The sequence below is a fragment of the Bacteroides faecis genome (assembly GCF_020091505.1).
Taxonomy (GTDB): Bacteria; Bacteroidota; Bacteroidia; order Bacteroidales; family Bacteroidaceae; genus Bacteroides; species Bacteroides faecis.
Window position 1 is genome coordinate 2,678,166 of record NZ_CP081916.1, and the last position, 23,338, is coordinate 2,701,503.

Consider the following 23,338-nt stretch of genomic DNA (forward strand, 5'->3'; position numbering starts at 1 on the left):
AATAAAATGGCAGAAATAGAAAAAGTAAAATGCCTGATTATAGGCTCGGGACCTGCCGGCTATACGGCAGCGATCTATGCAGGACGTGCTAACCTTTGTCCGGTGCTTTATGAAGGATTGCAGCCCGGCGGTCAGTTGACAACTACTACGGACGTGGAGAACTTCCCCGGTTATCCGGAAGGAATCAGTGGTCCGCAGTTGATGGAAGATTTGCGTGCACAAGCCAGCCGTTTCGGAACAGATGTTCGTTTTGGTATTGCGACGGCGGCAGATTTAAGCAAAGCTCCTTATAAAATAACGATTGATGGTGACAAGGTGATTGAGACAGAAGCATTGATCATCTCCACCGGCGCTACGGCTAAATATCTGGGGCTGGAAGATGAAAAGAAATATGCCGGCATGGGAGTCAGTGCTTGTGCTACTTGTGACGGATTTTTCTATCGTAAGAAAGTCGTTGCAGTCGTTGGCGGTGGCGATACAGCTTGTGAGGAAGCTATTTATCTGGCCGGTCTGGCATCCAAAGTTTATCTGGTGGTCCGCAAACCTTATTTGCGCGCATCGAAGATTATGCAGGAACGTGTGCAGAAGCACGAAAAGATTGAAGTACTTTTCGAACATAATGTAGTCGGCCTGTTTGGTGACAATGGAGTGGAAGGTATGAATGTTGTGAAGCGCTGGGGTGAAGCGGACGAAGAACGTTACAGTTTGCCTATCGACGGATTCTTCCTGGCTATTGGGCACAAACCGAATTCAGATATATTCAAAGAATACATTGATACCGATGAGGTAGGTTACATTATTACGGACGGCGACAGCCCCCGTACAAAAGTTCCCGGAGTATTTGCTGCGGGAGATGTGGCTGATCCGCATTATCGTCAGGCTATTACAGCGGCAGGAAGTGGCTGTAAGGCTGCTATTGAAGCGGAACGTTATCTTTCTGCAAAAGGAATCATCTAAAGATATCACAGGCGGAACGCGGAATGCGTTGCACTGTATAAATAAGCACTGAATAAATAAAAAAACGGTGGACATTAGCAATAAGCTGAATGTCCACCGTTTTTTTATATCATTTTATATCACAAGCATTAATATGCTTCGATTTCATCTATCCACAATTCGGCAGGGATAACTTCCGGACCGTTGTTCTTTTCGAAATTGACGCCATTGCGTAACGTACCGCCATTCTTGATCTTTACTTTCAGGAAAGTGGCTTGTGCCGGTTCAAATTCAATAGAGTCGGTGAATGCGATTCTTCCTGTTTCCGGACAATCATGTTTCAAGGTCTTTTCTGCTATTTGTGTATATTGCTGGCCGTCGGCAGATACTTCTACAGCGATTCCTCCGGCAGGGAGCATTCTCATGGCAGGATTGAACAAAGAACCGAAGATGACTTTGCTTACCTCTGTCGGCTTGTCCAGATTGACGATAAATTCAAGGTCTTTTCCTTCGACGATAGCAAAGCTGGACCAAGGAGTATAAGAGGCATTGTTCCCTCTTTTTCCATTCGTCAGACCGAAAGTGGTCGGGTCGGCTCCTAATACATCGTTTTCGCCGAATATATCTCCCGTCCATCCCATTGCATAATTAACGGTAAATGGTTTTCCAGCCAGCAGATTGCCATACAATGGTTTGTGGGTTACTTTGCCCAACATCTTGCCGTCTTTGAAGGCAGCGGCTTTCAAGTCAATGTTTCCTTCAAGCACGAAAGGCTGTTCATACAGTGCAGAGCCGTTTGTCGGTTCGCTGCCGTCTGTAGTATATCTGATTTCCGCATTCGGATAGAATGTTTCCAGCAATACCATCAGAGGACCGTTTTTATCCGCATGTGTATTTACGTTTACATCGAAAAAGTTGAGACAAGGCTTGGTATCCATTACTTCCAGACGTTCAAACTCCGTGACCATACGTTCGCAGAAGCTCTTCCAGTTTTTGTTGGCATCCAGTGTCCATCCTGTCTCTGCGATAGCCATTGCACGTGGGAATGCCTGGTAATCTACACGGTCCGAGGTCTTCATGTATTCTCTCCAGAGGTTACCTTGCATACCGATGATATGCTTCTTTACCAGTTCGTCGGCATCATCCGGAACCGGATTGTAGCTATAAGTCTTTTTCAGCGTAGTGTATCCGCCGATAGTAGTCGGGGCGATTTCCGGATCTTCCTGATAGAAGTCCAGATAAGCATAAGGCATAGGGGCCATGATTGCATTGTGTCCTGCTTTGGCAGCATTCATTCCGCCTTCCACACCGCGCCATGACAAAACGGTGGCGTTCGGTGCCAGACCACCTTCCAGAATTTCATCCCAGCCGATGATATTTCGTCCTTTACCGTTCAGGTATTTCTCCATCCGGGTGACGAAGTAACTTTGCAGTTTATCTTCTTTGCTGTGTTTCACTCCGTCCACTTTGCTGGGAGTCACATCATCTTTCAATCCCAACTGGCGAATCAGCTGCTGGCAGAAAGCACTGTTCTTCCAAGCCGTCTTGGGGCATTCGTCCCCTCCGATATGAATGTACTCACTCGGGAATAATTCGACTACCTCATCCATTACTCCTTCGAAGAATTTGAAAGTAGTCTCGCTCGGACAGAATACCTGTTCGAACACGCCCCATGTAGGACATACCTTGTAGGTCTGTGTAGAGTCGCATGACAATTCCGGATAAGCAGCGAGAGCTGCCAGTGCATGTCCCGGCATTTCTATTTCGGGAATTACATTGATATATTTGCTGGCCGCATAAGCTACGACCTCTTTAATCTGCTCCTGTGTATAATACCCTCCATGCTCTATACCGTCAAATACTTGCGGGTAGTTTACATAATAATAGTCTACCAGCGTCTTTTCCCGCTTGGAGCCGATTTCTGTCAGTTTCGGATATTTCTTGATTTCGATTCTCCATCCCTGATCGTCCGTCAGATGCCAGTGGAAGACGTTCATTTTGTTCATAGCCAACAGGTCGATAAACTTGTAGATATATTCTATCGGTGCGTAATGACGGCAGACGTCCAGCATCAGTCCGCGGTGTACAAAGCGCGGGGCGTCTTCGATTTCTACAGCAGGGACAGACCAGTCGGCCTTTTTGTTCAGTTTCTTTCCGTAGACGGCAGGAGGAAGAAGCTGATAAATAGTCTGCACACCATAGAAAAAGCCATTTGGCTGTGAAGCGGTGACCGTAATGAGGGTAGGGGTGACCGAAAGCCTGTAAGCTTCTTTGGGCATATCTTCCTGTACTACAAAGCTGATGGCAGGCTTTCCGTCTGCACTTTCCGCTTCCGTCAGAGAGATTCCGGCAGTCTGTTTCAACTGTTCGGCAAAACCGTCAGCTACCTTTTTCACTTCCGAGGCATCGGACGGTGTGACCAGCCGGACTTGCTTGTTCAGCTCAAAACGGCCTTCCTTGGGGACAAGCTGATTGGGTTGAGGAACGATGTTGTACTCGTTCGTGGTTTCTTTTGGCTTCTGACAACTGGGGGCAATCATGAGTAAGGATAAAAGAAGAAGGGAAATGCTTTTCTTCATGGTCTGAGATTTGTGTTAAGTTATTAATATATTGACAGGGCAAATGTACTTGTTTAATTGATAAGTTCCAATAATATATAAATAAAAAAGCCGGTGTGATGAACGCCGGCTTCCAGTTAAAGTTTCAGATAACTTTTATGATCGTATCAGGTTTGTTTTATCCTATTTTGCTTATTTTCTTGAGCTTTTCTTCTTCGATGATTTTGATTTTTCTTCCGTCGATGGTGATCAGGCGTTCTGTTGCGAACTGTGATAAGGTACGGATGGCGTTTGAGGTGGTCATGTTCGACAGATTGGCAAGGTCTTCACGGGAAAGATAAATACTCAGTGTCGATCCGTCTTCTTCCAGGCCATAGCTTTCTTTGAGGAAAATCAGCGATTCTGCCAGACGTCCGCGGATATGTTTCTGTGTCAGGCTGACGGTACGTTCGTCGGAGATGCCCAGATCAATAGAAAGCTGGCGGATAAAAAACATGGCTAAATCATTGTTCTGAGCGACTAGCGTGGTAATGGCAGTCATAGGGATGAGACAGACAACAGAGGGTTCAAAAGCGGCGGCGGCAGTGACGAAGTCTTCCTTTGCGAAGTATGCACGGTACGCAAAGTACTCCCGCTGTTTGATCATGCGGATAATCTGACTTCTACCTCCTACACCATCTTTGAAAATTTTGACTTTGCCGGTAATGAGGCACATCAAATGAGAGGGAGTTTCCCCTTCGCAATAGATGGTTTCGTTCTTTTTGTAGGTCTGTATCGTATAATTGTTCATCAGAAACTCCCTTTGTTCATTATTCAAAGGAGCTAACAGATCGGATAACGGTTCCGAAATATCGATGTCTGACATGTTCATTTTTACCATGGGTGCTACAAAACTGTGTTATACAGCACAAAAGTAGAAAGAAAAAATGAGAAAATGAACGAAACTATAAAAAGATTGCACAAAAGCAGGTTCTTTCGTGCAATCTTGAGGACTTTTTTATTTGGTGAACAATAGTTCTCTGTACTTAGGCAACGGCCATATTTCGTCATCTACTTCCATTTCCAGATGATCGATGTGATCGCGGATTTTATCGAGGTAAGGACGTACCTTTTCTTCGTATTCGAATGCCCTTTCTTTGTAGTTGTCTTTGTGGTTGGCTACTTTCCGGGCTTCGGTCATTTCTCGTACCAGTACTTTGATAGAGGTCACACGGTGCGAGATTTCGCGGATCAGTTCTTTGCGGTCGGCGCTCAGTACTTCAAATTCTTCGGGAGAGAAGATTTCTTTCATTTTGCACAGATTTTCGAGCAGCCGGTTCTGGTAGGTGACAGCAGTCGGTACGATGTGGTTGATGGCAAGGTCGCCCAATACACGTCCCTCGATTTGTACCTTCATGGTGTATTTTTCCAGTTCCACTTCCAGTCGGCTGTTGAGTTCGGTTTCGTTGAAGATACGTTCGCCGATCAGTACAGATTTCGATTGGTTGTCTACGTAGTGCATCAAGGCTTCCGGCACGTGGCAGATGTTGGTCAGTCCGCGACGGGCGGCTTCCTGTTTCCATTCTTCGGAGTAGCCGTCGCCCTCAAAGCGGATGGCTTCGGAAGCGATGATCGTTTCTTTCAGCAGGCGGAAGATAGCCTCGTCTTTTCCTACCCCTTCTTCCATCAGTTTCTCTACTGATGCGCGGAATTCGTTCAGCTGGTTTGCCATGGCAGCGTTGATGGCGATCATGGCTGCGGCACAGTTGGAGGAAGAGCCGGCGGCACGGAACTCAAAGCGGTTTCCGGTGAAGGCAAAAGGAGAAGTACGGTTACGGTCGGTGGTATCGAGCAGAATTTCCGGGATACGTCCGATTCCCAGTTTCAGCGTTGTCTTTTCTTCCGGTGTCATCTTCTCGTTGCCTACCTGACGCACGATTTCGTCGAGGGTTGCTGAGAGTTGTGAGCCCAAGAAGCAGGAAAGGATGGCGGGAGGAGCTTCGTTGGCTCCCAGGCGGTAGCTGTTGCTGGCGCTCATGATGGAGGCGCGAAGTAAATCTTGGTTTTTATATACCATCATCAGTACATTCACCAGGAAGGTGAGGAACAGCATGTTTCCTTTCGGGTTCTTTCCGGGAGCAAACAGGTTGATGCCGGTGTCTGTGCAGAGCGACCAGTTGTTATGTTTGCCTGAGCCGTTTACGCTGCTATAAGGCTTTTCGTGCAGTAGTACGTTGAAATGATGTTTGCGTGCGATACGCTTCATCAGATCCATGACAAGCTGGTTATGGTCGTTTGCCAGGTTGCAGTTTTCGAAGATAGGGGCCAGTTCGAACTGGTTGGGAGCTACTTCGTTGTGACGGGTTTTGGCAGGAATACCCAGTTTGTGGCATTCGATTTCGAGTTCCTTCATGAATGCCGTGACCCGTGGAGGAATAGAGCCGAAATAGTGGTCTTCCAGCTGTTGGTCTTTGGCAGAAGAGTGTCCCATTAAAGTACGTCCGGTCAGGCAAAGGTCGGGACGTGCGTTATATAAGGAGGAGTCTACGAGAAAATATTCCTGTTCCCATCCTAAGTTGGTAAATACGCGTGTTACGTTCTTGTCGAATAGCTGGCAGACTTCCGTAGCGGCTTTGTCTACAGCGGCAAGTGCTTTCAGAAGCGGAGTTTTGTAGTCCAGTGCTTCGCCCGTATAAGAGATAAAAATCGTGGGAATACAAAGTGTGGTATCTACCACGAATGCCGGAGAAGAAACGTCCCATGCAGTGTATCCGCGAGCTTCGAAGGTATTACGGATACCGCCGTTAGGGAAAGAAGAGGCATCCGGTTCTTGCTGAATCAGCAGTTTTCCGGAGAATCGTTCGATCACTCCGCCGTCTTCGCCAAACTCGATAAATCCATCATGTTTTTCAGCTGTTCCGTCTGTCAGAGGCTGGAACCAGTGGGTGTAGTGTGTGACGTTGAGCGACTTAGCCCAGCTCTTCATGCCGTTGGCAATCAGGTCGGCTATTTCACGGCTGATCGGTGTACCTTTTTCGATCGCATCGGTAACTGCCTTATAGGCTTCTTTCGGAAGATACTCTTGCATCTTCTTGCGGTCGAATACATGGCTACCATAATAATCTGAGAGTTTGTTGGAAGGGGCACTGACTTCCAACGGCTTCCGGTTGGAAAGTTCTTGTAAAGCGTAAAATCTCATTTTTGACATAAATAGTCCTCTTTTTATCGGTTGATGGCGCAAAATTATATGTTTTTTCTGAAAGTACCCCTATTTTTAAGGGGGTATTTTCAGAAAATAGACTGTTTTCTGAAAGATACCCCCTCTTTGTTGGGTTGGTTTATCTCTGAATCACCTTTTGCTCATCACGGTTTTTTTGATTATGGCCCATTAAGGGATGGTTTTCATTATTTCCTGTTGTCCATTCTCCTTTTTCTGTCGTTCGATTTCTGTAGCCATCTGTTTGACTAAAATTTCTACCTGCATATAATGCTTGTTCATGTTTCTGTATAGTAGCTTCATTGCAGGACTGTCCATAGCCATTTGGGTGAGGAATTGTAAATGCTTTCCCATCGAGGCGTTCATTTGCATACGTGTTTTTTTGTTTAAGTCGTCTTGTAGGGAGTAAGCACCGCATGAGAGCAGGATTTCCGGTATACCATCATCCCAGGCATGCATGGTGAGGTGAGTGAGTGCTCCCACAATTTTTTTCAAGTCTTTCAGAAGAATGTTTAAGAGTTCGAATTCGGTACGGTTTGCGGAGCAGGAATTCGGGTTCAGAAGGAGGGCGAATTTGAGGTAGAAGTCCTTTAATTCTCCGTTAGGAACAACAAATGCATTTTGGGGAGTTTGTGCGATGCTTCCCACCGTTGGTTGAACGGCAACTTGTTCTGTTTCCATAATGATGATTATGAGTATGTGGTAGGCGAAGATTTTCTAAAATAATAAGAGCGGTTCCGCCTTTCCCGTTGCATTTCACCAGAAGGCAGTAGATGCATTAACATTCTACACGGGGGTACGGAACCGCCATATAGAATGAACGTAAACGGACATAAAAATGCCCGCCACGGAAATTGGCAGGTTTACCCGCCTTCTGGTATGAAATGCATTACAAAGGTACTATATTTTTCTTTTTTGGCAAGAATAAAGTGAAAAATAAGAGACAAGTAAGAGTAACTTTAATACAGTGTAGTTCCAAGACTAGTTTCAACCGATGAAACAAAGTGTTTCATGCCTTGGAACAAAGTGTTTCAAGCAATGAAACAAAGTGTTTCGTACGGTGAAACAAAGTGTTTCAAGCGTTTGAAACTATTTGAAACACCTGTCGAAGTTTTCTGAAGCACCTATCTACCTGATTAACTTGACCATAGCTACTGTTTTGCTTAACCTGTTCTTTCAGGAAGTACTAAATCATTTTTCAGTCAAGAATACATGAGTCATCAGCTATTAACGCCTGATTTTTCGATTGTTAATAACTGACATGTCAATCATTAATAGTTGACACATCAAGCGTTAACATGCTGTCAATCAATAGATAATGTAAGAAACATGTTATAAAATGTGATGGTAGCAGAGTGAGAGCAACTGCTTGCTCTCACTCTGCTACCATCGGATCTCTCATAACTGAAATACCGATGAATAAAGGAATGTAGAGCGATAGTTAGAGCATGAGAGCAAAACTCATGTTAAATTGATTGGGAGAGAAATCTGATATTTTCTCCGCTAACTCTTTTTTGCAGCTTAATTCCCTTGCTTTTCGATATTCTTTTTTATATTTGCCTACAATAAACAGGAGATACGACGATTGAAATATAAGATATTGATAGGATGTATGTTGTGCTTGTTCTCTTTTATTCCGAAGGGGGCAGCTAATCTTGTTCTCAATCCTTATACCAGTCAGGAGATATCTGCTGATTCCATCATCGAACGTGTCATGACTTTTGCCCCTTCTTATGAAAGTATCGTGAGTGACTATCGCGCGAACCTATATATAAAGGGCAAGATGAATATTCAGAAGAAGAATTTCATTCTCCGGTATGTACCTTCGATGTTTCGCTTGCAGAAAGGAGTACGCGAGTATCTGCTTGAAACGTACAGCGACCTGCATTATACAGCCCCCAATATCTATGATCAGAAAGTAAAGGCGTCGCAAGGTACCGTGAGAGGGAACAGGGGCTTGCCGGGACTGCTCGAATATTTTAATGTCAATATCTATTCGTCCTCCCTCCTCAACGATGAACGCTTGCTGTCACCGCTTGCCAAAAACGGAAAGAAGTATTATAAATACCGGATTGACAGCGTGATGGGTGACCCTAATAATCTCGATTACCGGATACGCTTCATTCCCCGTACCAAGAGCGATCAGCTGGTGGGCGGCTATATGATTGTCAGCAGCAATGTATGGAGCGTGCGGGAAATACGCTTTTCGGGACGGTCGGAACTGATCACGTTCACTTGTTGGATCAAGATGGGGGAAGTGGGAAAGAAAGACGAGTTTCTTCCGGTGCGTTATGATGTCGAAGCCCTTTTTAAGTTTCTGGGAAACAAGGTAGACGGCAACTATACCGCTTCGCTGGACTATAAATCTATCGAACTGAAAGAAAGAAAAGTACGGAAGAAAGAAAAGAAGAAGTATAATCTGTCGGAGTCGTTTTCCCTGCAATGCGATACAAATGCTTATAAGACGGATGCTTCTACATTCGGAGTGTTGCGTCCCATCCCTTTGAGTGAGGGCGAAAAGCAACTTTATAAAGACTATACGTACAGACGCGATACCGTGTCGGTACAGCGGAAATCCAAGAGTCAGGCTTTCTGGGGAACAATGGGGGACCTGATGGTGGAAGATTATAAATTCAATCTGTCCAATATCGGGAGTGTCCGTTTCTCGCCGTTTATCAATCCGCTGTTGTTCAGTTATAGCGGAAGCAATGGATTATCTTACCGGCAAGACTTCCGTTACAACCGGATTTTCAGAGGAGACAAGTGGCTCCGTATCGTGCCCAAGCTGGGTTATAACTTTACACGGAAAGAATTCTACTGGTCGTTGAATGCCGACTTCGAATACTGGCCGCAGAAGCGGGGCTTCTTCCGGCTGAGTGTAGGTAATGGTAACCGCATCTATAGCAGTAAGATGCTGGATGAACTGAAAGCGATGCCGGATAGTATTTTTAATTTCGACCTCATTCATCTGGACTATTTCAAAGACTTGTATTTCAACTTCCGTCATAGTTTTGAAATAATCAACGGACTGGATATCAGTCTCGGTTTTTCGGCACATAAGAGAACAGCCGTCGAGAAGTCCCGCTTCGTGATTACGGGAGACTATCCGATGCCTCCTCCGGAATTTATGGAACGGTTCAGAAATACCTATATCAGTTTCGCCCCGCGCATCCGTGTAGAATGGACTCCGGCGCTTTATTACTATATGAACGGAAAACGTAAAATCAATCTGCGTTCTGACTATCCGACATTTTCGGTAGATTACGAACGGGGAATAGAGGGAGTATTCAAGAGTACCGGAGAGTATGAACGGGTGGAGTTCGACCTTCAACATAAGATTCAGCTGGGATTGATGCGAAATATTTATTACCGTTTCGGATTCGGAGCATTCACCAATCAGGATGAACTGTATTTTGTCGACTTTGCCAATTTTGCCCGGCACAACCTTCCTGTCGGGTGGAATGATGAAATCGGCGGTGTGTTTCAGGTGCTCGACGGACGTTGGTATAACTCCTCCCGCCGTTACGTACGCGGACACTTCACTTATGAAGCCCCTTTTCTGATTCTCCGCCATCTGATGAAATATACCCGCTATGTGCAGAACGAACGTCTTTATATCAGTGCACTGTCTATGCCGCATCTCCAGCCCTATCTGGAAGTGGGGTATGGTATCGGTACGCATATCTTTGATGTGGGAGTTTTCGTCAGCAGTGAAAACTGGAAATTCAGCGGGATAGGATGTAAATTTACTTTCGAGTTGTTCAACCGATAGTTTTTCCTCTCAACTATTGCATAGTGTGCAGAAAATACATATCTTTGTAAGGAAGAGGATGAGGAAAAATTTAGCAGAAAAGAGGTGTAGTCGCCTCGCAGGCACAGGTATTTTCCTGGAAAATAAATCTCTGGTATAAATACCTCTATTTATTTTAGTAAAATCTCATCCTCTTCCTCTCCTTTTTATATATGCAGCAACAAGATGGACGGACTTCTAATTACGATACTGATTGTGACCGGTTTTCTGGTTTATAAAATGATTTCTTCGAGTCGGAAACAGGAAGGATACAAGAGATGGAAAGCAACAGGCAGCGGTGATACTGCAAACGAAGAAACTGCCGGAAACAAATGGAAACATGGTGCATGGCTCAGGCATGCTTTGGGAGTAACCACTCCTAAAGCGAGAACGTATCCTGTATTTGATGAAGAGGCGGTGGTGTGGTGTGCCGGTTTGCTGGGAGTAGAGGCGGTGAGATTGAAGGAAATACTGCAAGATGTCTCTTCCCATTATCGGGAATTCTGGATAAGAAAGCGGAAAGGGGGATACCGTATGATCTCTGCTCCGGACAAAGAACTGAAATCTATTCAGGATACTATTTATCACCGTATATTGCTGCCCGTCAATGTGCATCCCGTCGCTACCGGATTCCGGCGTCAGCATTCCATTGTCGATAATGTCCGCCCCCATCTGGGGAAACGATGTGTCCTGAAGACGGATATTCACGATTTCTTTCTTTCTATACGCAGTCCGAGGGTGAAGCAAACCTTCGAAAATATAGGTTATCCTAAGAATATATCGAAGGTGTTGGGTGAGTTGTGCTGCAGGCGCCGGCATCTGCCGCAAGGAGCGTCCACCAGTCCGGCATTGAGTAATATCATTGCTTATGAGATGGATCGGAAACTGGCGGCGATGGCAGAGGAATTCGGGCTGGCTTATACTCGCTATGCCGACGACCTTACCTTTTCGGGCGATGTTTTTCCGAAAGAACAGGTGCTTGTCCGGGTCAAAGAAATCATCAGGGAAGAGAAGTTTGAGCCGAATCACGAGAAAACCCGTTTCCTGAATGAGTATGACAGGAAGATTATCACAGGTATCTCTGTCAGTTCGGGTGTGAAGCTGACCATCCCTAAAGCCAGAAAACGGGAGATTCGCAAGAATGTCTATTTCATTCTGACAAAAGGGCTGGCAGAACATCAGCGAAGAATCGGCTCTCATGATCCTGCCTATCTGAAGCGGTTGATAGGAACGCTTTGCTATTGGCGTTCCATAGAACCGGACAATACTTATGTATCCGATTCTATTGCTGCTTTGAAACGCTTGCAAAAGGGGGATTGACAGATGGCGACGATCGGTTGTGTTTCACATGCTGTGCTGTCTTAACCGATGATTGTTATCCGTCCGCTTTCCACTTTAGCGTACTTTCTTTTCACTGCCTCCTGAATGCCTCTTTGCATGGATGCCTCGATGTTTGATCCCATACGGGGGAATCCGAATAGTTTGGCACAGGCTTTGGCCAGGTCCGGAAGGGGCAGGCTGACGGAGTCGGTCAGTACGTATTTCACTGCATTTGCGATTTCTTCCGGGGGCAGGTCTGTAGCTGCACGATTGGAATCGGTACGAAACTGTGAATAAGTTCGGTACTGTGCTTCGTCCAGCCACAGGAAGTCGATCCCGTTATGTCTGCTACGGTAAAAGTTCAGCCTGCGTATAAGGGCATCCAGGTGAGAACCGGTTTGGGACATGCGTGATATTCCCCATGCAGCGTTTATCTTTTGGCAGATCAGGGATTGGCTGATCGGGGCTTCGTTTTCCATGATTCTTTTGATTTGAGAGAGGAGTATAGGGATACTTCTTTCAAAAAAGAAATCTGTTGCTTGGTATTGCCCTGCGGTTAATGCAGTTTCCTGATACACAACTTTTCGTTTTTTGTATCTGTCTTCTTTGATGGCGGCGGCAAGACTGAATGCGAGTTGTTTTTTGGAGATGGCAGGATATGCCGCTTTGAGAATCTCCGGTTTCGCCGTGTCTTTTTGTTCTTCCGTCCGAACAGTTTCTTCTTCGTTCTCCTGATTGCTGTCCGCATGCTGTGAGATTCTTCTCCGTAGGGTTGCAATTACTTCATCCGGTTTTTCCCACCAGTCCATCGTCCATATACGGCAGATATCCCATCCAAGTGCTTTCAGCACATTGTTTTGAACAATTTCCCGGTCGCGGGCTGTTTTGGTACGTTTGTAATTCTTTCCGTCACAAATGATACCTAACCGGTAACTGGACGGATTTTGGGCATCGACAATACCTATATCGATCTTGTATCCGGAGCAACCTATATCCGTATGCACGGTATATCCTAAAGAACGCAGCTTGTCGGCAATAATCTTCTCGATGGAAGTCTCTTCATCCGGGAGATAGATATTGCTGGAGGTATTGGTATTCAGCGGGCGTTTCATTCCTTTCTCCGCATATTCAAGAAAACGTTTTAGTCCGGCTACTCCGATGGAGGAGGTCCGGTTTAAATCAATCATATCCGATCTCAGTGTGGAGAAGATGATCATTTCGTATCGGGCACGGGAGACGGCTACGTTCAGTCGTCTTTCACCTCCCGCCCGGTTCAACGGACCGAAGTTCATGCTGACGCGCCCTTCGGCATCCGGACCATAACCGACAGAGAACAGTATTACATCCCGTTCGTCTCCCTGCACATTTTCGAGGTTTTTGATAAACAGAGGCTCTTCACATTCCAGTGCAAAGGTTTCCAGTTCGGGGTGGAAGATGAAGAGATCGGATAATAAATCTTCAATCAATGCCTGCTGGACTACGCTGAAAGTGACTACGCCTATACTCTTCTTTCTTAACTCTTCGCTTCTTAGCCTCCTTGCTATTTCGTCTACTACGGCTTGCGCTTCCGCTTGGTTCTGGCGTGATTTTCCTTTGTCATAATAACCGTCGACAGCAATCCTTCTTACTTTTGACTCGATATTGTCCGGAGACGGGAAAGTCATAAGTTTATTGTCGTAGTATTCGGAGTTACTGAAAGCAATCAGGCTTTCGTGTTTGCTCCGATAATGCCACAGCAGGTATTTGGAGGGGATTGACAGGGCGAGGCAGTCGTCAAGAATACTTTCCAGATCCTCCATCTCGATATTGTCTTCGTCAACGGTATTGACGGAGAAGAAGCTGGTGGGCGGCATCTGCTTGGGGTCGCCTACGATGACCACATTCTTTCCCCGGGCGATGGCGCCTACTGCTTCGTAAGTCGGCATCTGTGAAGCTTCGTCGAAGACGATCAGATCGAACTTTTCCGCGTCGGTGTCAATATATTGGGCAACAGATATGGGACTCATCAACATGCAGGGACACATACGTGGCAATAAGGTCGGAATCTGGTCGAATAGTTTCCGGATGGATATGCCGCGCGCATTGTTGCGTATGTTCTTTTGCAATATTCCGACCTCTGAGCTCTGGATAGCTTCGTGGGTAAAGGATGGAATGTTGGACGCCAGTTTGGCAAACAACTCCTTCTTGGTAATGTTCTCAAAGTTGGCGGATACTTGTTTGTATTTGGCTATAATATCGTTGAATATCTTGCCGTTGAATAATTCCAGTGTCGGTTCTTTGCCAATGATATAGCGAGTGGCGGTTTGGTAGAAACTTTTGCGGAAGCCACTCAGGAGCAGGTTTGTAGGGATATTCTTTTCCTTATACTTTTCTGCGATGAATCCGAGGCCCAGTTCGTTCAGTTTGCCTGAAGCTTGCTGCCATTGATACCAGTCTTTGAGTTTATCCAGATTCTCTTTCCATGTTCCGGCTTTCTGCAAAGCGATGTTTGTCCAGTCGGCAGAGTTTGCGTAAAGTGACTCTGCGGCTATACCCAAAGTGCCGGAGAGCTGTTGCTCGGTGGCTGTAAGCGCTTCGGACAGCTGATACAATTCATTGAGGGAGTGGGAATGAATATCTTTGAATGTCCGGATACCTTCCGTCAGTTGCAACGCTAAGTTCTGTTTGATCCGGGATGTTTTTGCCACATCTTTCGAATAACTTAGCAACAGGGAATGGAGGGAAGACATTTCACAGATAATCTGATTGATCGTTTCCCATTCTTCGTCTCTCCCGAATCTTCCGAACAGAGAAGGTAGCTTGGCGACGTATTTGTCTGTAAATTCCAGTTCTTCCCGATAACGGATGACCTGATGGAGCAGAGGGTTGACGGCTTCCCGCTTTACCGGTCTCAGAGCATACGCACGAAGCTCCTTGATAATCTTCCTTTGTCCGAAATATCTAGGGAGGAACCATTGGGCGGATACACGATTCCATTCGGCCAACATAGGACCGGCATTTATTTTTAGGATATCTTTGGTGAATCTGTTTTCTATTGCTGCTTTGACTTCGTCGCGTTTCTTGCCGTGTTCCGCGACTTTCCGGTACTCTTCCAGTGTTTCATTCAATAAAGGAGTGGTCAGCAGTTCGGGCGTGAGTTCCGGAATATCGAGTATCTTTCGGATAATGGCGGCGATTATTTCGAAATCCTTGCGGGTAGGATGAATATCCGTGTCTTTCAGTAAAGCGGAAAAGACGGATAGTTTCAATTGTATGGCAGTCAGCAAGCCGATGAAAGTCGTGAGCGTTTGTGCTGCTTCTTCTTTGAGGGCAGACGAATATTTGTGAATAGTGATTCCTGTCAGCGGATGAAGATGCGGGTGTCCGCAGGCATTGGCAGTTCTTACCAAAGACTCGACAGCATCTTCCCAATGTGAGAATTTATCTTTATCCAATGTATTCAGATAAGATAATGGAATACGGAAGTAAGGCTCGGTCTCTATGGACTGGTAATGGATGATAGCATCATACAGCGAAAGTCCGAAAGGATATTCCTTGTGTAAGGCTTCGATATACTTATTGAGTTCTGTCCGTAACAGAAGCAGACGTTCGGCCTCTTTCCGGAACTCTTCGGGAGCGGTTTGCCGGATGATTTCACTTGTTGCTTTGAGTTGCGAGATAACGGTGGACTTCTTCGTCTTGTTGGAGTGAATTTCCAGACAGAACGGGGCAAGTCCTATGGCTGCCAGCCTGTTTTGGACGACGGAGAGGGCTGCCATCTTTTCGGCAACAAACAATACGCGCTTCCCTTTATAAAGTGCATTGGCGATAATGTTCGTGATTGTCTGGGACTTTCCGGTTCCCGGAGGTCCGTGCAGGATAAAAGTCTTGTCGTGTACAGCCTCGTAGATTGCTTCCAGCTGAGACGAATCGGCAATGATGGGCAGTACGATATCTGCCGGAGATAACTGTCGGTCCAAGTAGGTGGCATCCATCTCCTCCGTGACTGCATCCCATTCGATCTTTCCGTTGATGAGGCTGGAGACGATTTTGTTTTGGACCAGTTTGGGAGCATTGTTGTGGATGTCGTTCCACATGATGAACTTGTTGAACGAGAAGATACCCAGAATAGCCTGTTCTTCCACATCCCATTTACGCTGATTCTTGATGCAATGCCGGATGATGGAGTAAATCAGCTTGACGTTGACTCCACTTTCGTCAGCCGGAAGCGGATCGAGTCCCGGCACGGAGATACCGAAGTTTTGGCGAAGCATTTCCAATAAGGTAATGTTCATCATCGTTTCCTCTTCCCGCGAACGAATCACATACCCTTTGGCGGCTGACTTGCGAATGATTTCAACCGGCAGCAGCAATATCGGTGCATAGCGGGGACGTTCGCTGGAGGGAGTTTCGTACCATTTCAGAAGACCGAGAGCCAGGTAAAGCGTGTTGGCCCCGTTCTCTTCGATAGAGGTACGGGACGAACGGTACAGGTGGGTCAGTGCCTTACCTAAATCATTCTCCGGTAAATAAAAACGTAACCTTTTCTGTGAAAGCTCCGAATTTACAAAATCGGTAATCGGATCAGATGCCGGTATGGATGAGTAGATGCCAAATTCCATTACCGGGTTTTCCCATTCGGCTGGACGGTGGAGGATACGAAATTCATCCCCTTCCGCTAACGCATCTTCCAGACAGGCAAGGTTTGCCGGAATCAGCTGAAGCGTGTTTTTGGTAATCCGGATATTCAGCAAGTTGTTGCGCAAACTTAGATCCAGTAGACTTCTTTCCCAAAGCAGTTGCTTGGTGAGAACCGGTTGGGTTTCGCTGCCCGACAAGTCATACGGATTCACGCTTTGCGGGGTAGCATGCGTTGTATTCCTATAAAGATCCTCTTCCTTTTCTTCTTTTATTTCCCAGATTTGTCCGTTTAACACCCGCTGGGGGATAGGGCGGATTCCCGAATGTCTGGCTCTTCTGACATCGATTGCAAGGATGAAATTTCCCGAATCGCTTAGTTTGCCGTCGGCACTTTTCACAGCATTGTCGAAACTGGTATTGTACCCCATACTCATGCAGGTGGTTTCTACCAGAGTGATGTCATAGATTCCTTCGGCTGTCCGTTTAGTCAGTAAAGATACATCATCGATGGTAGCGTCCGGAAAGGTTTCCGACACCAGCCAGCCACCAGCAAAAGCATGTCCTTTGGTGATGACGATGAGAGCATTCAGTCCTATGGATTCGAGACAGGAAGCGTATAGCAATGCCATGTCGAGACAGGTTCCGAGCTTTTGTGCCAGTATGGAATCTGTCAGGCGGACACGCTGCCCGTGTTCTTCGAAACTGGCAGGAACAGTACTGTAGATAATCTGCTGTTCGGTGAGGGCGGTGTAGATAGCTGCCATTTGCTTTCTCACACAGTCCGGGTTACGGCTTTGATATTCGTCCAGCGACGGTGTTCCGGTCCATTGTTCCAGAATGGCGGCGGCCCTTTTGATAACAGGAGCAAGCACGGCATGATTGGGCGTGATGAATGCAGCCAGCATTTCGGGGAATATATTGATTCCGCCCCATTGGTCGTATGCCAGTATGTCGATAGGATATGTCTGGGTAAAGATCAGTTCCGCTTCGGAGCGGATTTCTATTTTCAGGCTTCCGGACATACGCTCGGTCAGTTGGGCGAAATAATTGGCGGACAGGACAAGGCTGAATGACTGCAGGCACACGGAATCATTGGCAGGAATTGCTTCTACAGCCACAGGGGTGATATTGCCGAAGTCGGGTTCGGCAGTTATTAGCACCTGAATGTCTCTGAATGGCTCGGACGTCATGTTTTCAATCGAAAGCCGGTGGATGACCGATACTTTATTTTGCTGCATCGCGAAGTTTATAAGTGGCAGATAATCAAACTGCACCTTGATTTTGTCCAATGTTCCGTTCATGTCCGTAGTAATATAATGTTAGATTTGCAATATTACAAAAAATACGAATATGTTCCTCTTTTCTTTTGCTATTCTTTTGTCGGTCAAGAAAATATTTCTACCTTTGCGCCCGATTTATAGATAATATAATGTCTTATTCAATTAAAGTATTAAACAATTTATTTATTAATGGAAAACTTAAAGAACGTAGCTCCTATTGAAGACTTCAACTGGGATGCTTATGAAAACGGTGAAGCTGTAACAAGCGCAAGCCACGAAGAACTTGAAAAAGCTTACGACGGTACGCTTAACAAGGTGAACGACCGTGAGGTTGTTGACGGAACCGTAATCGCAATGAACAAGCGTGAAGTAGTTGTGAACATCGGTTACAAATCAGACGGTATCATTCCTTTGAATGAGTTCCGTTACAATCCGGACCTGAAGGTGGGTGATACTGTAGAAGTATACATCGAAAACCAGGAAGACAAAAAAGGACAACTCGTTCTGTCACACAGAAAAGCCCGCGCTACTCGTTCTTGGGATCGCGTTAACGCTGCTCTGGAAAATGAAGAAATTATCAAGGGATTCATCAAGTGCCGCACAAAGGGTGGTATGATCGTAGACGTATTCGGAATCGAAGCATTCTTGCCGGGTTCTCAGATCGACGTTAAACCGATCCGTGACTATGATGTATTCGTTGGCAAAACAATGGAATTCAAAGTGGTTAAGATCAACCAGGAATTCAAAAACGTTGTTGTATCTCACAAAGCTCTTATCGAAGCTGAACTGGAACAACAGAAGAAAGAAATTATCGGCAAGCTCGAAAAAGGACAGGTTCTTGAAGGAACTGTTAAGAATATCACCTCTTACGGTGTGTTCATCGACTTGGGTGGCGTAGACGGTTTGATCCACATCACAGACCTTTCTTGGGGCCGCGTTAGCGATCCGAAAGAAGTGGTTGAACTGGATCAGAAGCTCAACGTTGTTATCCTTGACTTCGATGACGAAAAGAAACGTATCGCTCTTGGCTTGAAGCAATTGACTCCGCACCCATGGGATGCACTTGACACTGACTTGAAGGTAGGTGACAAGGTGAAAGGTAAAGTTGTTGTGATGGCTGACTACGGTGCATTCATCGAAATTGCTCCAGGCGTAGAAGGTCTGATCCACGTATCAGAAATGTCTTGGAGCCAGCACCTGCGTTCTGCTCAGGACTTCATGAAGGTGGGCGACGAAGTAGAAGCTGTAGTCTTGACTTTGGACCGCGAAGAACGTAAGATGTCTTTGGGTATCAAACAACTGAAACAAGATCCATGGGAAACGATTGAAGAGAAGTATCCTGTAGGTTCCAAGCATACTGCAAAAGTACGTAACTTCACTAACTTCGGTGTATTCGTAGAAATCGAAGAAGGTGTTGACGGCTTGATCCACATCTCTGACCTTTCTTGGACTAAGAAAGTGAAACACCCGTCAGAATTTACTCAGATCGGTGCTGACATCGAAGTTCAGGTACTGGAAATCGACAAAGAAAACCGTCGTTTGAGCTTGGGTCACAAACAACTCGAAGAAAATCCTTGGGATGTATTCGAAACAGTATTCACTGTAGGCTCTGTACACGAAGGTACTATCATCGAAATGTTGGATAAGGGGGCTGTTGTAGCTCTTCCTTACGGTGTAGAAGGTTTCGCAACTCCGAAACACCTTGTAAAAGAAGACGGTTCACAAGCTCAGTTGGATGAGAAACTTGAATTCAAAGTAATCGAGTTCAACAAAGACGCTAAGAGAATCATCCTGTCTCACAGCCGTATCTTCGAAGATGTAGCTAAGGCTGAAGAAAGAGCAGAAAAGAAAGCTGCTTCTGGTGCTAAGAAGTCTTCTAACAAGAGAGAAGATGCTCCGATGATCCAGAACCAGGCTGCTTCAACTACGCTGGGCGACATCGACGCTTTGGCTGCTTTGAAGGAACAGTTGGAAGGAAAGAAATAATTCTTATTTCTATATAATGGAAAAGCGCTCCGGTGATCGGGGCGCTTTTTTTTGTTTGCCCCATGATAGCGCAAATATCAAAAAACTTGTGTACATTTGTGCCGCTATGGAGAAATTTGAACTACATATACTTGGATGCGGTTCTGCTTTGCCCACCACTCGCCATTTTGCGACATCGCAGGTTGTGAACTTGCGTGAAAAGCTTTTTATGATTGACTGTGGGGAAGGGGCTCAGATGCAGTTGCGCCGTTCTCGCCTGAAGTTTTCCCGTCTGAATCATATCTTTATTTCTCATCTTCATGGCGATCATTGTTTTGGTTTGCCGGGACTGATCTCTACCTTCGGACTGTTGGGACGAACGGCAGATTTACATATTCATTCACCTAAAGGACTGGAAGAACTGTTTGCCCCATTACTCTCTTTCTTTTGCAAAACACTGGCCTATAAAGTCTTTTTTCATGAGTTTGAGACAAAGCAACCGGCACTGATTTATGACGACCGTTCGGTGAGTGTGACTACCATCCCTCTGAAGCACCGCATTCCTTGTTGCGGCTTTCTTTTTGAGGAAAAGCAACGTCCCAATCATATAATCAGAGATATGGTAGACTTCTACAAGGTACCTGTCTACGAACTGAACCGAATTAAAAACGGAGCTGATTTTGTGACTCCCGAAGGAGAAGTCATTCCGAATCACCGCTTGACCCGTCCGTCTGCTCCCGCACGAAAATATGCGTATTGCTCCGACACAATTTACCGACCGGAGATTGTGGATCAGATAAAGGGGGTAGACCTTCTTTTTCACGAAGCAACTTTTGCGCAGACTGAGCAGGCACGGGCGAAGGAAACCCACCATACAACGGCTGCGCAAGCTGCACAGATGGCATTGAATGCCGAAGTGAAACAATTAGTAATCGGACATTTTTCCGCACGCTATGAGGATGAAACTGTGTTGTTGAATGAAGCAGCGGCCATCTTTCCCCAAACAATTTTAGCAAGAGAAAATATGTGTATTGAACTCGAAGGAGGAGCGGTACATGAGAAGTAAAAGAAAAACCATAAATAAACATACAGATACGAGAGATTATGACCCCTTATAACGAACGTGAAGTTCTGAAACTCCTTCAGGAGGAGAGTACGCAGCGGAAAGGATTTGAGTTGATTGTGGCGCAATACAGCGAGCAGTTATACTGGCAAATCCGCCGGATGGTACTATCGCATGAAGATGCGAACGATCTTCTGCAAAATACCTTCATTAAGGCATGGACGAATATTGATTATTTCCGTGCCGAGGCGAAGCTGTCTACGTGGCTCTACCGTATCGCGCTGAATGAATGTCTTACTTTTCTGAACAGGCAGCGTGCTACAACGATGGTGGCTATTGACGACCCCGAGGCAGTAGTTGTGCAGAAGCTGGAGAGTGATCCGTACTATTCGGGCGACCAGGTGCAGATGCTATTGCAGAAAGCATTGCTGACTTTGCCCGAGAAACAGCGGATGGTGTTCAACCTGAAGTATTATCAGGAAATGAAGTACGAGGATATGTCAGAGATCTTCGGGACTTCGGTCGGAGCCCTGAAAGCCTCCTATCACCATGCCGTGAAGAAAATAGAGAAGTTTTTGGAAGAAGTAGATTAAACCTTTTAAAGCAGACATTGTCTAATCAAAAGAGAGGAGAAAAACGTATGAAAGAAGAAGATACCCTATTGAAGAAAATCGGAAAGGAGCATTCCTTCAAAGTGCCCGACGGTTACTTTGAAAATCTGACTTCAGAGGTGATGAACAAACTTCCTGAAAAAGAGAAAGTCGTTTTCAAGGAAGAGCCTGTTTCGACATGGACGAGATTGAAACCATTATTCTATATGGCGGCTATGTTTGTAGGAGCTGCCCTGATTATCCGGGTGGCGTCGTCAGACCATAAACCGGCAGCAGATGATATAACGGTGGCAGTAACGGCTATGGAGACGGATACGGAACAAGTATCCGACGAGATGATTGATGTAGCGTTGGACCGTGCGATGTTGGATGATTATTCGTTATACGTCTATCTGAGTGACGCGAGTGTAGAATGATTTATTAAAACAGATTGAATAATAGAAAATGAGAAAACTAATCACTTTAATCGTTTTGTTATGTGGCTTTATGCCTGTTCTTTGGGCTGCCGATGGATGTGACCAGCATTTGTCCCGTGAGGAATTCCGGAATAAACAGAAAGCGTTTATTATTGGGCAGGCCGGATTAACAAAGGAAGAGGCTGCCAAATTCTTCCCGGTTTATTTTGAACTGCAGGAGAAGAAGAAGAAACTGAACGATGAATCGTGGAGTTTGATGCGTCAAGGTAAAGACGATAAAACAACAGAAGCCCAGTACGAAGAAATTGTAGCAAAGGTATGTGACAACCGTATCGCTGCCGACCGTCTTGATAAGTCTTATCTGGACCGGTTTAAAAAGATACTTTCCAACAAGAAGATATACCTCGTTCAACGTGCGGAGATGCGTTTCCATCGGGAAATGCTGAAAGGCATGAACCGCAATGACGGAGGAAATGACCCGAAAAGAAAGAAATAAAACGGAGGCTCTGTTGGGATGAAACAGACGCTCTGTCAGAGTAAATCAGAGGCTCTATTCTATGCGGATAGAGCCTCTGATTTTTGTTTCCGGATGAATTGTTAGCTTACCTTTGTTGTTTTACTAAAAGAATAGACTGCTGGAAGTGGGAATAACAGAGTTTGGACACGTATTATACCCGTTCCATAAGGAAGGAGGATGGGGTTACAGTCCTTTTTTCTTAGCTTCGTTCCAAATAGCGTCCATCTCCTCAAGAGACATATCTTTCAGGTTTTTCCCTTCTTTAATCGTATGTTCCTCCAGGTAGTTGAAACGGCGGATGAACTTTTGATTGGTTAGTTCCAAAGCATTGTCCGGATTGATTTTGTAGAGGCGTGCCGCATTGATGAGGCTGAACATGACGTCGCCGAATTCGGCTTCTGCTTTCTCTTTGTCCATATTGGCTACTTCTGCCTGGAATTCTCCGATTTCTTCTTTTACCTTATCCCATACCTGTTCCCGTTCTTCCCAGTCGAAACCTACATTGCGGGCTTTGTCCTGAATGCGGTAAGCCTTGATGAGTGAAGGGAGTGCAGCTGGAACACCGCTTAATACACTTTTGTTTCCGTCTTTTTCTTTCAGTTTCAGCTGTTCCCAGTTTTCGGATACCTGTCCGGCAGTCTCAGCTTTTACTTCTCCGAATACGTGAGGATGGCGGAAAATCAGTTTGTCGCACAACTTGTCACAGACATCTTTAATGTCGAAGTCACCTGTCTCCGAACCGATCTTTGCATAGAATGCTACGTGCAGCAGCACATCTCCCAACTCCTTGCAAATATCTTTTTTGTCATCCCTCATCAAGGCATCACAAAGTTCGTAAGTCTCTTCTATAGTGTTGGGGCGCAGACTTTCGTTCGTCTGCTTGCGGTCCCACGGACATTTGACCCGAAGCTCATCGAGGATGTCCAGAAAGCGGCCGAAGGCTTCCATCTGTTCTTCTCTTGTATGTATCATTCCTTTGATTTTTTTATAAATAATGTTGCAAAGATAATGCTTCCTTGTCTTTTATAGCCTTAATCGGTACGAAAACAAAAGCAAGGGAGTTAAT

At 45.7% G+C, this 23,338-nt stretch carries 14 protein-coding genes; 8 read left to right on the plus strand and 6 right to left on the minus strand.

Annotated features, from left to right (window positions below; genetic code table 11):
- Positions 1 to 6 precede the first annotated feature (6 nt).
- A complete protein-coding gene (gene trxB / locus K6V30_RS10250; protein WP_010536932.1) occupies positions 7 to 957 on the plus strand; it encodes a thioredoxin-disulfide reductase in 951 nt (316 codons plus the stop codon).
- 128 nt (positions 958 to 1,085) lie between these two features.
- Here the strand turns inward: trxB and K6V30_RS10255 are convergent, their stop codons facing one another.
- From K6V30_RS10255 to K6V30_RS10270, 4 genes are all read right to left on the minus strand, one after another.
- Positions 1,086 to 3,515 carry a beta-N-acetylhexosaminidase gene (locus tag K6V30_RS10255; protein WP_055270155.1) on the minus strand — a complete coding sequence of 810 codons (2,430 nt, stop codon included), beginning with the start codon at positions 3,513 to 3,515 and terminating at the stop codon, positions 1,086 to 1,088.
- Between the two features lie 157 nt (positions 3,516 to 3,672).
- Positions 3,673 to 4,374: a Crp/Fnr family transcriptional regulator gene (locus K6V30_RS10260; RefSeq protein ID WP_010536934.1), complete on the minus strand. Its 702-nt coding sequence runs from the start codon at positions 4,372 to 4,374 to the stop codon at positions 3,673 to 3,675.
- Between the two features lie 117 nt (positions 4,375 to 4,491).
- Complete coding sequence (locus K6V30_RS10265; protein WP_010536935.1) at positions 4,492 to 6,681, minus strand: glutamine synthetase III family protein; 2,190 nt, start codon at positions 6,679 to 6,681, stop codon at positions 4,492 to 4,494.
- A 180-nt stretch (positions 6,682 to 6,861) separates the two neighbouring features.
- The gene (locus tag K6V30_RS10270) at positions 6,862 to 7,371 is read right to left on the minus strand and encodes a hypothetical protein (RefSeq protein ID WP_010536936.1); all 510 of its coding nucleotides are present in this window, start codon (positions 7,369 to 7,371) and stop codon (positions 6,862 to 6,864) included.
- A 931-nt stretch (positions 7,372 to 8,302) separates the two neighbouring features.
- On the opposite strand from K6V30_RS10270, the gene K6V30_RS10275 reads away from it, so the two are divergent.
- Together K6V30_RS10275 and K6V30_RS10280 are read left to right on the plus strand one after the other, a co-directional pair.
- Complete coding sequence (locus K6V30_RS10275) at positions 8,303 to 10,462, plus strand: DUF5686 family protein (RefSeq protein ID WP_010536937.1); 2,160 nt, start codon at positions 8,303 to 8,305, stop codon at positions 10,460 to 10,462.
- A gap of 204 nt (positions 10,463 to 10,666) precedes the next feature.
- Complete coding sequence (locus K6V30_RS10280) at positions 10,667 to 11,800, plus strand: retron St85 family RNA-directed DNA polymerase (protein WP_055270153.1); 1,134 nt, start codon at positions 10,667 to 10,669, stop codon at positions 11,798 to 11,800.
- 41 nt (positions 11,801 to 11,841) lie between these two features.
- Here K6V30_RS10280 and K6V30_RS10285 read toward each other — a convergent pair whose 3' ends face one another.
- A complete protein-coding gene (locus tag K6V30_RS10285) occupies positions 11,842 to 17,721 on the minus strand; it encodes a DUF3320 domain-containing protein (RefSeq protein ID WP_055270151.1) in 5,880 nt (1,959 codons plus the stop codon).
- 168 nt (positions 17,722 to 17,889) lie between these two features.
- On the opposite strand from K6V30_RS10285, the gene rpsA reads away from it, so the two are divergent.
- From rpsA to K6V30_RS10310, 5 genes are all read left to right on the plus strand, one after another.
- Positions 17,890 to 19,686 (plus strand): 30S ribosomal protein S1, encoded by a 1,797-nt coding sequence (rpsA, locus tag K6V30_RS10290; RefSeq protein WP_010536940.1) that lies wholly within the window; start codon positions 17,890 to 17,892, stop codon positions 19,684 to 19,686.
- A gap of 106 nt (positions 19,687 to 19,792) precedes the next feature.
- Entirely contained in the window at positions 19,793 to 20,731 is a 939-nt protein-coding gene (locus tag K6V30_RS10295) for a ribonuclease Z (protein WP_029425355.1), read from the plus strand.
- 38 nt (positions 20,732 to 20,769) lie between these two features.
- Positions 20,770 to 21,321 (plus strand): RNA polymerase sigma factor, encoded by a 552-nt coding sequence (locus tag K6V30_RS10300; protein WP_010536942.1) that lies wholly within the window; start codon positions 20,770 to 20,772, stop codon positions 21,319 to 21,321.
- 47 nt (positions 21,322 to 21,368) lie between these two features.
- Complete coding sequence (locus tag K6V30_RS10305) at positions 21,369 to 21,755, plus strand: hypothetical protein (RefSeq protein WP_029425356.1); 387 nt, start codon at positions 21,369 to 21,371, stop codon at positions 21,753 to 21,755.
- A gap of 28 nt (positions 21,756 to 21,783) precedes the next feature.
- A complete protein-coding gene (locus tag K6V30_RS10310) occupies positions 21,784 to 22,251 on the plus strand; it encodes a hypothetical protein (RefSeq protein ID WP_029425358.1) in 468 nt (155 codons plus the stop codon).
- A 204-nt stretch (positions 22,252 to 22,455) separates the two neighbouring features.
- Here the strand turns inward: K6V30_RS10310 and mazG are convergent, their stop codons facing one another.
- Entirely contained in the window at positions 22,456 to 23,244 is a 789-nt protein-coding gene (mazG, locus tag K6V30_RS10315) for a nucleoside triphosphate pyrophosphohydrolase (protein ID WP_008764515.1), read from the minus strand.
- Between the last annotated feature and the right edge of the window lie 94 nt (positions 23,245 to 23,338).